Below are 12880 nucleotides of genomic sequence, written 5' to 3'. Positions count from 1 at the left end.
TGTGAAACTATATTTCCCTGATGAGCGGGTAGTCGAAATTGAGAGCGTCGTGGGGCTTAAGTCAGCTTTGGCCTTTATCGACCGGATACCTGACGGCCAAGTCATTGAACTCAAGCAAACCGAGAAGCATACTATCCGGGCCGAGCGTGATGAAAATTACTGGATCGTCACCGCTAAGCCGCGGGGTTGGTGGTTCCGTCAAACGCTAACGACTGGCGACTGGATCGACCCTTCAAAGCGTAAGCGGAAACCGTTCTGGGTTTACCGGGGAACACTGAGCGACGCGAAGGTTCAAAAGGTATTCCTCGAGTTTTTTGAAGGGAAGAACCTTAGCCAGCCGATCGAAGGCGCAGCTGACTAGCCTGAAACCCACACTGCCCAGCTTTGGTGTTTTCAGGATGTAGACCTTAGGGCATGGTCGCCATTTGCGTAAGCTTTGGTAGGGAGGCACGGGGAGAGAACATGTCGCATCATGTCACCAGAAAGCCATCGCTGCTGTCGCGCATCGTGCGCCGGATTATTTGGTGGATCTATCGCTTTCAGGGCTGGAAGATCGATACCGGGCTGCCCGACATTCCCAAATTCGTCATTGCGGGTGCGCCGCATTCGTCGAATTGGGATTTCGTGTTCTTCACCGGTGCCACCGCCGAAGAAGGCGTGGCCCCCAGCTTCATGGGCAAGCATACGCTGTTCAAGGGCATCATGCGCAATTTCATGCTCGATATGGGCGGAGTCTCGGTCGATCGGACAAAGCGGACCAAGGTCGTCGATCAGGTAGCCGATGCCTTTGCTGCGGCAGACAAGCTCGCACTGGTGATTGCGGCAGAGGGCACGCGCTCCTCCAACGGCGAGTGGAAATCGGGGTTTTATCATATCGCGCAAGCGGCGGGTGTGCCGGTGGTGGTCGCGTGGGTATCATGGGAAAAGCGGGTTCTGGGCTTCAGCGATCCGCTCTACCCGACCGGCGATTACCCTGCCGATCTGGCAAAGATTGCCGCCTTCCTGCGGTCCAAACGCCCCGATTACGAGCGCTACAAAGTGCTGGAGGCGCAGGCCGAGCGGCTGCAACGCGAAGCGATTGGCGGCGCCGACTGATTCCCGACCTGACGTTTCGTTGTGTAAAGCTTCGAAACCAATGCGCTGCGCATCCGTTGGGATGACAGGAAACCAATCAAGGAGAAGATTTCATGAAGAATCCTACCCGCCTCGCACTTGCCGCCCCTCTGGCTCTCGCCCTTGCTGCCTGTGGCGGCGGTGCCGACGCCGACGAGCGCGTTGTCGATGATGGCCTGACCGAAGGCGTCGATGTTGATGTGCCCGAAGTGGACGTCGAATATCCCGAAGTGTCGGTCGATGCGCGCGGTACGGTCAACTACCAGCGGACCTACACCAACACCGATGCAGCCGGCGGCACCAGCACGATCACGCTGGGCGCGGATGACAGCTACACGATGACGAAGGCGGACGGCACCGAGACGTCCGGCACCTTCAACTGGTATTCCGATAACAGCCGCATCCTGATCCGCGAAGACGGGACAAGCATGGTCTTCGGCGTGGCCGATGGCGCGCTGTATCGTCTGGCCGACGAAAACGCCGACCCCAACGGTCCGCGCACGCCGGAGAACACCTTCACGGCACCAGCGCTCTAAGCCGCTGCACAGCAATCACTATGAAAAAGGGCTGCCGGAGCGATCCGGCGGCCCTTTTTTTGCGCGCCGCCAGGGCCTAGATAGCACCGGCTACGGAGCACACACGGCGGGAACCCACGGAATGAACGGATTGTCGGGCGGTAAGGACGAGCGGCAGCGTCTGATTGAAGATGCGCTGGCGCTGGTGCGCAGTGAAGGCCGGGTCATTACCCGCGCCGATCTGGCCCTGTCCGGCGGGCTCTCGCGCAGCAAGATCGAGCGGCATTTTCCGGAAGAAGCGGACCTGTTCGACTGCGTCGCCGAGGCGTTTTACCAGCCGCAGATCGATCTGATGGAGCAAGTGGTTGCCAGCGATCTTTCGCCCCCGCGCAAGATGTATGAATTCTTCGCCCGGCGCTATCTCCTCAACCGGGAGGATTTCCGCGCCGACCCGTCGGGCTATCGCGCTTTGTGCGAAGTTGGTTCGGAAGAATTTGAGCGGGTGCGCGGCTATGTCGATCTGGCCGACCATTATCTCGCAATGATTGTGGCCGAGGCGCAAGGGGACGGCGCGTTTCCCGATCTGACCATCGATCAGGCGCTGTCGCTGATCAACCAGATGGTCATGTGCTACACCATGCCGGACCTGATCGCCCTGCTGGATCACCGGCTGAGCGAAGGGAAACTGGCTCAGATAATCGATACGCTCTTTGCCGGTCTGGCGGGCACGGATCGCGGGGCCGCTCCTGTGACGGGACTTAGAGCCGCGACCTAGAGCAGTGGACTAAATCGTCTGTCCTGCGGCCCAGCCGCTTAGACCCCAGAACCTAAATCGCCTGTCCTGCGGCCCAGCCGCTGGACCAGGCCCACTGGAAATTATATCCGCCCAGCCAGCCAGTCACATCCACCGCCTCGCCGATGGCATAGAGGCCGGGGACCGATTTGGCCTCCATAGTCTGCGACGATAATTCAGCGGTGCTGATGCCGCCCGCGGTCACTTCGGCCTTGGCAAAGCCCTCAGTGCCATTGGGAGTAAACTCCCAGCGTTTCAGCTGCTCGCCCGCCCGCCGCAGCGCCTTGTCGGACAGGCCCTGCAACACGCCGGACAGGCCCAGCCGCTCGGCCAGAACCCGCGCTAGGCGCTCGGACAGCTGTTCCTTCAGGATGGCGACGATATCGGTTTGCGGTGAGTCGCGCTTGCGGGTGAGCAGCCAATCCGGTTTTTCGTCTGGGAAGAAATCGAGCGCGACCGGATCGCCGTGGCTCCAATAGCTGGAGATCTGGAGAATGGCTGGGCCTGACAGGCCCCGATGGGTCATCAACGCCGCCTCGCGGAACGCAGCCTTCTGCTTGCCGGTGCCCGCCATGGCTTTGACCTCTGCCGATACGCCCGACAGTTCGCGGAACAGAACGTCCTCTCCGCCTAATGTGAATGGCACCAGAGCTGGGCGCGGCTCGACCACTTTCAAGCCGAATTGCCGCGCCAGATCATAGGCGAAGCCGGTCGCGCCCATTTTCGGAATGGACGGCCCGCCGGTGGCGATCACCAGATTGTCGGCCAGCAGTGCCTGTCCGTTCGCCATTACGGCAAAGGCTCCGCTGTTCTGCACCACCTCGGTCACATCCTGATCGGTCAGTATATCGACCTGCCCGCCCTGAACGCTGGCTTTCGCGCATTCCTCCAGCAGCAGATCGACGATTTGCTGCGCAGGACCATCACAGAACAATTGGCCAAGCGTCTTCTCGTGATGCGCAATCCCATAGGCATCGACCAGCGCAATGAAGTCACGCGCGGTGTAGCGTTTCAGCGCCGATTTGGCGAAATGCGGATTGGCCGAAAGATAGTGCTGCGGCCCCGCACCGATATTGGTGAAATTGCACCGGCCCCCGCCGCTGATAAGGATCTTCTTCCCCACGCGGTCGGATTTTTCCAGCACAGCCACCCGCCGCCCGCGCTGGCCTGCTTGCGCCGCGCAGAACAAACCCGCTGCCCCGCCCCCGAGGATGATGGCATCATATTTCATGGGCAAACGCGTGCGCTACGTCTCGGCGTCGGGCAGAATATCCACCTCGTCCACCACATCGGCGATCCGGTCGGTTTCCGGCCGGTCGCGAAACTCGCTCAGCATGCTCCACCCGGCCAGAAACAGGCCCGCGACCAGCGGCCCCAGCACGATGCCCGACAGGCCGATGCTGGCGATGCCGCCCAGCGTGGTGACCAGCACCAGCCAGTCGGGAATGCCGGTGTCGCGGCCCACCAGAATGGGGCGCAGGACGTTGTCGGCCATGCCGATCACCGCCACGCCGGAGATGATGACCACAACGCCTTCCCACACCGCGCCGGTCGCCAACAGCCAGATGGCAGCAGGCCCCCAGACGATGGCCGGGCCGACTGCGGGCAGGAGCGAGAACACCGCCATCAGCACACCGAACAGGATCGCGGAAGGCACGCCGACGATCCAGAAGGTGATGCCTCCCAGCGCCCCCTGAACCATGCCGACGACGATCGATCCCTTGATCGTGGCGCGCACGATGGACAGGAATTTTTCTGACAGACGCTCGGAAATGCGGCGGTTCATCGGCAGAGCGCGGGCAATGGCGTGCCCGATGACTTTGCCGTCCCGCAGCAGGAAATAGGTTATATAGAGCCCGACACCCAGAGCCAGGACCCATGTCAGCGCGCTGCCGCCAATGGCTACCGCTTGCCGCGCGATCAGCCCGGCGCTTTCGGTCAGGACTTCCTGAACCCGTTCCTGCACCAGCGGCAGGTCGGTCCAACCGGTGCTTTCCAGCTGGGTGCGGATGCTGTTGGGCAACGCCGCGATCAGCGTTTGAAACCATTCGGCGACATCCACATTGCCGTCACGGAAGGCGACATAAATAGTGGCGGCCTGCCGCACCACGATGCTGGCAATCCACAGCGCCGGCAGCAGCACAGCGAACAGGATGACCAGCAGCGCCGCACCCGCAGCCCGATTGGGGTAGCGGGGCATGCGCGCGAGCATCCAGTCATAGAGCGGCCGGAAGATAATTGCTGCCAGCGCAGCCCACAGGATCGGACCCCAGAACGGCCAGGAAATCATCGCCAGCGCGATGGTCACCAGCAGCAGAAGCAGCAAGAAGCCTCCATGCTCGATCCCGACGATGCGGTCTTTGCGGATCATGGCACTTGGCTCCATTCATTGGCACTGCGGCGCGGTGACAGGGCATAGCGCAGGCTTGCCCCGATCATCAGCGCGGCGAGGACGATAATGGCCCCCGCCCACACCCAATGGGGCAGGAACAGCGCGCGTTCAATCTGTCCTGTGTCCGACAGCATGACCTCGCCGCCGATATTGGCTTGCTCGACCAGCAGATAGTCCCATTGCGCGAACATCGACAGGGCTGCCTGCAGCCCGAGGAATTGCAACGTGAAACGCTCTGCCCATGGCGGGGCCCTCGCGGCTATCGCCACCAGAGTGAGGACAATAAGCGGCAAGACGATCCAGCCGGTCATCCCGTCGACCCATATCAGAGTGGATACTGCAATCGCTCCGGCCAATGAATAGAGGACGGGGCGCCATGCACGGGGATGGGCCGAGGCAAGGATCAGCAGCGACCCGATCACCGCCGGTCCAATTGGGCCAGCCGCACTGATCACCGCATCGTCAAACCGTGAGGCGCGGATCGGCCCATAGGATTCCGCCACGCCCGAACCGTCGGGATAGAGGATCAGCCGCTCGAAATCATTGCCGACCAAAATCGCGGCAAGCCCGTGACCCATCTCGTGAAACCACGTCGCCAGGATCATGAAGGGATAGAGCACGAAATTGCCCAGCGGCAGCACAGGCAGAACAAGCAGGATTGCTCCGGCCAGAACCAGCGCCTTGATCGTCTCTTCGCGCGAATGAATGGCGAGTGCGCCGGGTTTCATGCAAGTCGGGCCTCCTTGCGCCCTCACCATGCAACATAGGAAACCACGGCGGATCGTGAAAGATGCGATCGCCTCACGACCGAATGGGCATTGTCCCGCGCTAAAATGGCCAGTAGGGCGCTTGCAGCCGCTATTCCTGCCACCATGCGTAAGACGGATCATCGGGCTTGCGCGCTCCGGTGCGTTTGAGCGCATCGAACATCCCGCCGCTGGTCTGCATGGTGGCTAGCCCCATGCGGTTCCAGTCCATGATGTACAGCCGCTCCACGATCAGCCAGCGCCCGTCGCGCTTGGCTAGAGTGTCGAGATAGCGGCCACCAACGACCAGTTCGGTTTCGTCGCCTGCGTCATTGTCGAATATGTGCAGGGCGACACAATAAGTCTCTGCCTTGGCGCTGTCGCCATCGATCCGGCACACAACATTGCCGATATTGTGCTGGGTCAGCCGCATCGCGCTGAGCGAATCGAGCAGCCCCTCGATCATCGGCGCGGGCTCTTGCGGGCCATACCCATAATCGAGCTTGGCATCGGGCGGGAAGACGGCGTGCAATGCCTCGGCATCGCAACGGTCGATCCCCCGGCAATAAAGCGCCAGCGTGTCTTCAATGGCCAGCCTGTCGGCAAGCTGTTCCACTGTGATGCTCGGGCCCGTCATTGCGCGCAGGCTACCGCGCTTGCGGGGCCCTTCGCACTAGCAAATGTGGGGCAGGAACCGGCACGGTCCACGCTCCAACGCCTCAGACATCGAGGTTTGCGACATTCAGCGCATTATCCTGAATGAACTCGCGCCGGGGTTCGACCACATCGCCCATCAGGCGGGTGAAAATCTCGTCCGTCACGTCCGCATCTTCCACCTTCACCTGCAGCAGAATGCGGTGATCGGGGTCGAGTGTGGTCTCCCACAGCTGCTCGGCATTCATCTCGCCAAGGCCCTTGTAGCGGGCAATGGCCAGACCCTTGCGGCCTGCTGCGAGCACGGTGTCCAGCAGCTGGGTTGGACGGCTGATCGAATCGTCATCGGCGAAGGATGGCGTTTCGGCCGCGTCATCCTCGACATCGGCCACTTCGGTGTCCTCGGCAGATTCCGCATCGGCGCTCGACAGCTTCACCAGAACGGCGGCCTTGTCATAGGCTTCGGCATGCTCCTGCGCCACGCGGTGCAGCTTGCGCGCCTCCGCGCTTTCGAGGAATTTGGCGTCGATCATGTGGACATCGGTGACACCGCGCCACAGCCGTTCGAACTGGACGCCGCCATCGGCGTTCTTCGTCGCGGTCCAGGTCGCTTCCAGATCGCCCATATTCAGCCGCTGGGCAGCCTTTTCCATCGCTGCCGCGCTGGCGGTCGCGTCGGGGTCCAGCACACCGGCCAAAGCCATTTCCTCGACAATCATGGGCGAGTAACGCCTCGGGGCGAACGCGATCAGATTGCGCATCCGCAGGCCGTGTTCGACCAGCCCTCGCAGATCGTCGCCCGAGCGCTGCGAATTGCCATCGTCCAGCATCCGGCCCTGCAGACCGGCATCGATCAAATAGCGGTCGAGCTCCCGGTCATCCTTCAGATAGACCTCGCTGCGGCCCTTGCTCACCTTGTACAGCGGCGGCTGGGCGATGAACAAATGCCCGGCCTTGACGATCTCGGGCATCTGTCGGTGGAAGAATGTCAGCAGCAGCGTGCGGATATGCGCGCCGTCGACATCGGCGTCGGTCATGATCACAATCTTGTGATAGCGCAGTTTCGACAGATCGAATTCGTCGCGCAGGCCGGTGCCCATCGCCTGAATCAGCGTGCCGACTTCCTTGGAGGAAATGATCCGGTCGAACCGGGCGCGCTCCACATTCAGGATCTTGCCCTTGAGCGGAAGGATCGCCTGAATCTTCCGGTCACGGCCCTGCTTGGCGCTGCCACCAGCGGAATCGCCCTCCACCAGAAACAGTTCACACTGCGCGGGATCGCGGTTCTGACAATCGGCGAGTTTGCCCGGCAGGCTGGCGACGCTCATCGCGCCCTTGCGGCTCATCTCGCGGGCGCGGCGGGCGGCTTCGCGGGCGGCAGCGGCGTCGATGATCTTCTGGATGATGGCTTTCGCATCGGCCGGGTTCTCTTCCAGCCATTCGGTCATCTTCTCGCCCATCAGCGACTCCAGCGGCTGGCGGACTTCGCTGGAGACCAGCTTGTCCTTCGTCTGGCTGCCGAACTTGGGATCAGGCAGTTTCACGCTGACGATGGCGGTCAGGCCCTCGCGCATGTCTTCGCCCGACAGACTGACCTTTTCCTTCTTCATCAGCCCACTGGACTGCGCATAATTGTTCAGCGTGCGGGTCAGCGCGGCGCGGAAGGCCGCGAGGTGCGTGCCGCCGTCGCGCTGGGGAATGTTGTTAGTGAATGTCAGGACGTTTTCGTAATAGCTGTCGTTCCATTCCAGAGCGACGTCGATCCCGATGCCATCCTTTTCCGCGCTGACCGAAATCGGCTCGGCGATCAGGGCTTCCTTGTTCCGGTCGAGATATTTGACGAAAGCTGCGATACCGCCCTCGTAATACAGATCGTGCTCCAGCGTTTCTTCGGGCCGGTTGTCGCGCAGCAGAATGCGCACACCCGAATTGAGGAAGGCGAGCTCGCGGTAGCGGTGCTCCAGCTTGTCGAAATCGAAGTCGGTCACGTTCTTGAATGTGTCGTGGCTCGGCATGAAGGTGACGCGGGTCCCCTTCTTGAAGCCATTGTCGTCAGGGTTCTGCTCGACCTTCGGGGCATCGCCGGTCACTTCGAGACTCTTTACCGCCTCGCCATGTTCAAAGCGCATGTAGTGCTCTTTGCCGTTGCGCCAGATAACCAGTTCCAGCCATTCGGACAGGGCGTTCACCACCGAAACGCCCACACCGTGCAGGCCGCCCGACACCTTGTAGGCGTTGTCGTCGCTGGTGTTTTCAAACTTCCCGCCCGCATGCAGCTGGGTCATGATGACCTCGGCCGCCGACACGCCTTCTTCCTTGTGCATATCGACCGGAATGCCGCGCCCGTTATCTTCTACAGAGACACTGCCATCGGCGTTCATCTCGATCAGAACGAGGTCGCAATGGCCAGCCAAGGCTTCGTCGATCGCATTGTCCGATACCTCGAACACCATGTGGTGCAAGCCCGATCCATCGTCGGTATCGCCAATATACATGCCCGGGCGCTTGCGCACGGCGTCCAGGCCTTTGAGAACCTTGATAGAATCGGCACCATATTCGCCCATTTGCTTGGCGTTTTGGGGCGGCGTGGCGTCGGGCGTTGCCGGGGTTTCCGGTGGGGTGTCACTCATGCTTTTTATATAGGCGCTTGGCGGTGGAAACCCAAATGCTGCGGGCACCTTTCGCGGCAATTTTCCACGACCTAAGGAAGCTCTCATGCAGGCTCTCAAATTGAGTGCTTGCCGCTCGTCGTCGCTGCGTTAGGTCAGGGGCATGACCAAACAGCAAAACCCGGCCTCCGCCCCGCTCCACGCGCCCTTCGGTTCCTACTGCGAAACACTGGCTATGCGGGCGCGGGAGACGCCGGACAAGGTGGCGCTGCGCGATGATGCGGGTGAGCTGACATGGGCGCAAATGCAGGACCGTGTGGAGCGGATTGCGGCGCGTCTGGTGGAGACGGGGCTGGAGCGCGGGCAGTCGGTCGCGATCCTTGGTACGTCCTCGATCAATTACGCGCTGGTGTTCCTCGCGGCGGTGCGCGCCGGCGGGGTGGCCGCTCCGCTGACCACCAGTGCCAGCCCCGCGCAACTGGAAGGCATGGCGACAGATTCAGACGCGCGGCATCTGTTTATTGATCGAGCCAAGACTGCCGAGCTGGGCGACGGGTTTTTGCCCGAACTTACCCATATCATTCTCGACGAAGAGCTGGATGCATGGATGGCGCCGGAGGGGACGCAGGCCCCGGCGCATGACCCGCAGCCCGGCGACCCGTTCAACATCATTTACTCCAGTGGCACGACCGGCACACCCAAGGGTATCGTCCACTCGCACGCCATGCGCTGGACCCAGTTTGCGACCACCGGCGCATCCTATCTCGATGCCGGGATCGAGCCGGTCAGCCTCGCTTCCACTCCGCTCTATTCCAACACCACCATGGTCGCGTTTCTGCCGGTCATGCTGGCGGGCGGGACGGTGAACATCATGGGCAAGTTCAAGACAGTCGACTGGCTGGCCACCGCCCAGCGCTTCGCGGTCAATGTCACCATGCTGGTACCAGTTCAGTATCAGCGCCTGATGGACGAACCGCGCTTCGACGAGTTTGACCTCTCGGCGCTGAAACTGAAATATTGCACCAGCGCGCCGTTTTCTGCCGAGCTGAAGCGGCAGGTGCTGGACCGGATGCCGGGCGCATTGATCGAGATTTACTCGATGACCGAAGGCGGCGTCGTCTGCCTGCTTTACGCCCATGAATTTCCGGACAAGCTGCACACTGTGGGCCGCCCATCGCCGGGCAGCGTGCTGAAAGTGCTGGACGATGACGACAATGAAGTGCCCGTGGGTCAGCCGGGCAATCTGGTCGGCTGGTCGCACACCATGATGAGCGGGTACAAAAACCAGCCCGGCAAAACGCAGGACGGCTATTGGAAAGATCCGGACACGGGCGACATCTGGCAGCGGATGGGCGATATCGGCCGGGTCGATGCCGATGGCTTTGTCGAGCTGGTGGGCCGCGCGAAGGATATGATCATCTCCGGCGGGTTCAGTATCTTCCCCAGCGATCTGGAGGCAGAGCTGGAGAAAGACAGCCGCGTGGCCGAGGCCGCCGTGATCGGCGTGCCGAGCAAGCAATGGGGCGAGACGCCGTTGGGCTTCGTCCGGCTGGCGGATGGCGTGGAGAGAAGCGAAGTGCCCGATATCCTGGGCAGAGTGAACAACAATGTCGGCAAGACCCAGCGGCTCTCGGCCCTGCACGCGATCGAGGAAATGCCGCGCAGCCATATCGGCAAATTGCTGAAGACAGAGCTGCGCGCGATGGTGGCTGGAAAAAGCTGACGCCGGACAGCCTGCAAAACAGGGGGCCGGTCACGCGCGGATGGAACAGGCCGGACTGAATGGCCGACATCTCTCGCGCACCGGCCCCTTTGTAGTCTTGCGCACTGCCAACAAAAAAGGTGTGACCCGCCGGCTGTGGGGGAGGGGGAGTGCCGGCGGGCCACACGGTCTGTCGGGCGGTTCCGCTGGGAACTCGGCCCGGATGACCTGCTGTGCAGCGTCCCCCACCTATTCGCGCAGTATGGCGGCCCGGTTACAATGCAGGCACTTTTTTTGAAGCGCTCCATCTGCGGGCGGCAATCGAACCGCGCGGAGCAGACCGGATCCAAGGGGGGGAAGGAAAACGGGGTCTGCCGCCGCGCGGCCGATTCAGCGTATCGGAGTGCCGCGCCCGCAGGCTGACGGTGTCCGCATCGCATGGCCGGGGCAGAGCGATCTTGCCGAAGCAATCGGGCCTGCCGGGGCCAACAGGTGTCTGCGGGCCGGAAGGCCGTGGACAATTCCTGTTATTCAAAGGGCCGGGCGGGGCGTCTTGGGGGGAGGGAGAGAGAGGACTGCCACCGCCCGGCTACGGGGCAGTATTTAGGCTTGCGCGCAGCAAACCAAAAGCGACAAAACTTCACAGCCTGTGCACTTTTTTGCAACATGGGTTGGCGCTCAGTCTGAGCACAGCGCCGCGCAGTGGTGGGCCACTGGCGGGCGTCGCTGGACACCCCGAAAGCCCCGACCTAACGCATTTGCCATGGCACAAGAACCTCTCCCCGATTCCATCCTGCCCGACTCGATCCTTATCGTCGACTTCGGCAGTCAGGTGACCCAGCTGATCGCGCGCCGCGTGCGCGAGGCGGGCGTTTACTCCGAAATCGCGCCGTTCACTTTGGCGGAGGAAGCGTTCAAGCGGATGAAGCCCAAGGGGATTATCCTCTCCGGCTCCCCCGCAGGCGTGCCCGATGATGGCAGCCCGCGCGCACCGCAGGCGTTCTTTGAAGCGGGCGTCCCCATCTTGGGCATCTGTTATGGTCAGCAGGTGATGACCCACCAGTTGGGCGGCGAGGTGAAGCCCGGGCATGAAACCGGAGAAGGCGGCGAATTTGGCCGGGCTTTCCTGACTGTGACCAGGGATTGCGCGCTGTTCGATGGCCTGTGGCAAGAAGGCGAGCGGCATCAGGTCTGGATGAGCCACGGCGACAAGGTCACGCGCTTTGCCGACGGGTTCGAGATTGTCGCCACCAGCGACGGCGCACCCTTCGCCGTGATCGCCGACGAGAAACGCAAATTCTACGGTACGCAATTCCACCCCGAAGTCGTCCACACCCCTGATGGCGGGCGGCTGATTGCCAATTTCGTGCGTCATGTCTGCGGATTGGCGGGCGACTGGACCATGGCCGCCTACCGCGAGACCAAGGTCCGCGAAATCCGCCAGCAGGTGGGTGACAGACGCGTGATCTGCGGCCTGAGCGGCGGGGTCGATAGCTCGGTCGCCGCGATCCTGATCCACGAGGCAATCGGCGACCAGCTGACCTGCGTCTTCGTCGATCACGGCCTGCTGCGCCTGAACGAGCGCGAACAGGTCGAGACGATGTTCCGCGACCACTACAACATCCCGCTGGTTGTGGTGGATGCAGAAGACATGTTCATGGACGGGCTGGCGGGCGTCACGGACCCGGAGGCCAAGCGCAAATTCATTGGCAAGACCTTCATCGATGTGTTCGATGCGGAGGCAAAGAATGTTGGCGGGGCGGACTTCCTCGCGCAGGGCACGCTCTATCCCGATGTGATTGAGAGCGTCTCCTTTACCGGCGGGCCGAGCGTGACGATCAAGAGCCACCACAATGTCGGCGGCCTGCCCGAGCGGATGAATATGGAACTGGTCGAGCCGCTGCGCGAGCTGTTCAAGGACGAAGTGCGCGAACTCGGCCGCGAGCTGGGCCTGCCCGACATGTTCGTCGGCCGCCACCCGTTCCCCGGCCCCGGCCTCGCCATCCGCATCCCCGGCGAAGTCACGAAGGAGCGCTGCGACATTCTGCGCAAGGCCGACGCCATCTATCTCGACGAGATCCGCAAGGCCGGCCTGTATGACGCGATCTGGCAGGCCTTTGCCGTGCTGCTGCCGGTGAAAACCGTTGGCGTGATGGGCGATGCCCGCACCTATGACAGCGTCTGCGGACTGCGCGCCGTGACCAGCACCGACGGGATGACGGCCGACGTGTACCCCTTCGACGCCGCCTTCCTGACCGGCTGTGCCACGCGCATCGTCAACGAAGTGCAGGGCATCAACCGGGTGGTGTATGACTATACGTCGAAACCGCCGGGGACGATTGAATGGGAGTGAAGT

11 protein-coding genes are annotated in these 12880 nt (G+C 62.1%); 6 read left to right on the top strand and 5 right to left on the bottom strand.

Annotated features, from left to right (window positions below; translation table 11 throughout):
- Position 1 precedes the first annotated feature (1 nt).
- The 4 genes from ACFCW2_RS04170 to ACFCW2_RS04155 all read left to right on the top strand — a co-directional run bounded on the left by ACFCW2_RS04170 (position 2) and on the right by ACFCW2_RS04155 (position 2403).
- A complete protein-coding gene (locus tag ACFCW2_RS04170; protein ID WP_379548371.1) occupies positions 2–361 on the top strand; it encodes a hypothetical protein in 360 nt (119 codons plus the stop codon).
- A gap of 101 nt (positions 362–462) precedes the next feature.
- Positions 463–1095 (top strand): 1-acyl-sn-glycerol-3-phosphate acyltransferase, encoded by a 633-nt coding sequence (locus ACFCW2_RS04165; RefSeq protein ID WP_379548370.1) that lies wholly within the window; start codon positions 463–465, stop codon positions 1093–1095.
- 92 nt (positions 1096–1187) lie between these two features.
- Positions 1188–1649, top strand: a complete 462-nt coding sequence (locus ACFCW2_RS04160) for a hypothetical protein (RefSeq protein ID WP_379548369.1) — start codon at positions 1188–1190, stop codon at positions 1647–1649.
- Positions 1650–1770: 121 nt separating this feature from the next.
- The gene (locus tag ACFCW2_RS04155) at positions 1771–2403 is read left to right on the top strand and encodes a hypothetical protein (protein WP_379548368.1); all 633 of its coding nucleotides are present in this window, start codon (positions 1771–1773) and stop codon (positions 2401–2403) included.
- A gap of 52 nt (positions 2404–2455) precedes the next feature.
- On the opposite strand, the gene ACFCW2_RS04150 is transcribed toward ACFCW2_RS04155, so the two are convergent.
- The 5 genes from ACFCW2_RS04150 to gyrB all read right to left on the bottom strand — a co-directional run bounded on the left by ACFCW2_RS04150 (position 2456) and on the right by gyrB (position 8843).
- Complete coding sequence (locus ACFCW2_RS04150) at positions 2456–3652, bottom strand: NAD(P)/FAD-dependent oxidoreductase (RefSeq protein WP_379548367.1); 1197 nt, start codon at positions 3650–3652, stop codon at positions 2456–2458.
- Between the two features lie 15 nt (positions 3653–3667).
- Complete coding sequence (locus ACFCW2_RS04145; protein WP_379548366.1) at positions 3668–4792, bottom strand: AI-2E family transporter; 1125 nt, start codon at positions 4790–4792, stop codon at positions 3668–3670.
- Positions 4789–5541 carry a M50 family metallopeptidase gene (locus ACFCW2_RS04140; RefSeq protein ID WP_379548365.1) on the bottom strand — a complete coding sequence of 251 codons (753 nt, stop codon included), beginning with the start codon at positions 5539–5541 and terminating at the stop codon, positions 4789–4791. Before ACFCW2_RS04140 ends, ACFCW2_RS04145 begins: the two co-directional genes overlap by 4 nt.
- Before the next feature lie 130 nt (positions 5542–5671).
- Positions 5672–6196 (bottom strand): nuclear transport factor 2 family protein, encoded by a 525-nt coding sequence (locus ACFCW2_RS04135; RefSeq protein WP_379548364.1) that lies wholly within the window; start codon positions 6194–6196, stop codon positions 5672–5674.
- A gap of 82 nt (positions 6197–6278) precedes the next feature.
- Entirely contained in the window at positions 6279–8843 is a 2565-nt protein-coding gene (gene gyrB, locus ACFCW2_RS04130; RefSeq protein WP_379548363.1) for a DNA topoisomerase (ATP-hydrolyzing) subunit B, read from the bottom strand.
- A 142-nt stretch (positions 8844–8985) separates the two neighbouring features.
- Between gyrB and ACFCW2_RS04125 the strand changes: the two genes are divergently transcribed.
- Together ACFCW2_RS04125 and guaA are read left to right on the top strand one after the other, a co-directional pair.
- Complete coding sequence (locus ACFCW2_RS04125) at positions 8986–10545, top strand: class I adenylate-forming enzyme family protein (protein ID WP_379548362.1); 1560 nt, start codon at positions 8986–8988, stop codon at positions 10543–10545.
- A 742-nt stretch (positions 10546–11287) separates the two neighbouring features.
- Positions 11288–12877 carry a glutamine-hydrolyzing GMP synthase gene (gene guaA, locus ACFCW2_RS04120; protein ID WP_379548361.1) on the top strand — a complete coding sequence of 530 codons (1590 nt, stop codon included), beginning with the start codon at positions 11288–11290 and terminating at the stop codon, positions 12875–12877.
- Positions 12878–12880 lie beyond the last annotated feature (3 nt).

The organism is Qipengyuania algicola, assembly GCF_042492175.1.
In the GTDB taxonomy this organism is placed as follows: Bacteria; Pseudomonadota; Alphaproteobacteria; order Sphingomonadales; family Sphingomonadaceae; genus CAJXSN01.
The sequence above is the reverse complement of the archived record's forward strand: the minus strand, read 5'-3'. Positions and strand labels throughout refer to the sequence as shown.

What these genes read in the sequence shown, in the direction of transcription:
- guaA (WP_379548361.1), top strand. Translation starts at nt 11,288, where the DNA reads ATGGCACAAGAACCTCTCCCCGATTCCATCCTGCCCGACTCGATCCTT.
- ACFCW2_RS04135 (WP_379548364.1), bottom strand. Translation starts at nt 6,196, where the DNA reads ATGACGGGCCCGAGCATCACAGTGGAACAGCTTGCCGACAGGCTGGCC.
- ACFCW2_RS04150 (WP_379548367.1), bottom strand. Translation starts at nt 3,652, where the DNA reads ATGAAATATGATGCCATCATCCTCGGGGGCGGGGCAGCGGGTTTGTTC.
- ACFCW2_RS04160 (WP_379548369.1), top strand. Translation starts at nt 1,188, where the DNA reads ATGAAGAATCCTACCCGCCTCGCACTTGCCGCCCCTCTGGCTCTCGCC.
- ACFCW2_RS04140 (WP_379548365.1), bottom strand. Translation starts at nt 5,541, where the DNA reads ATGAAACCCGGCGCACTCGCCATTCATTCGCGCGAAGAGACGATCAAG.
- ACFCW2_RS04145 (WP_379548366.1), bottom strand. Translation starts at nt 4,792, where the DNA reads ATGATCCGCAAAGACCGCATCGTCGGGATCGAGCATGGAGGCTTCTTG.
- ACFCW2_RS04165 (WP_379548370.1), top strand. Translation starts at nt 463, where the DNA reads ATGTCGCATCATGTCACCAGAAAGCCATCGCTGCTGTCGCGCATCGTG.
- gyrB (WP_379548363.1), bottom strand. Translation starts at nt 8,843, where the DNA reads ATGAGTGACACCCCACCGGAAACCCCGGCAACGCCCGACGCCACGCCG.
- ACFCW2_RS04125 (WP_379548362.1), top strand. Translation starts at nt 8,986, where the DNA reads ATGACCAAACAGCAAAACCCGGCCTCCGCCCCGCTCCACGCGCCCTTC.
- ACFCW2_RS04155 (WP_379548368.1), top strand. Translation starts at nt 1,771, where the DNA reads ATGAACGGATTGTCGGGCGGTAAGGACGAGCGGCAGCGTCTGATTGAA.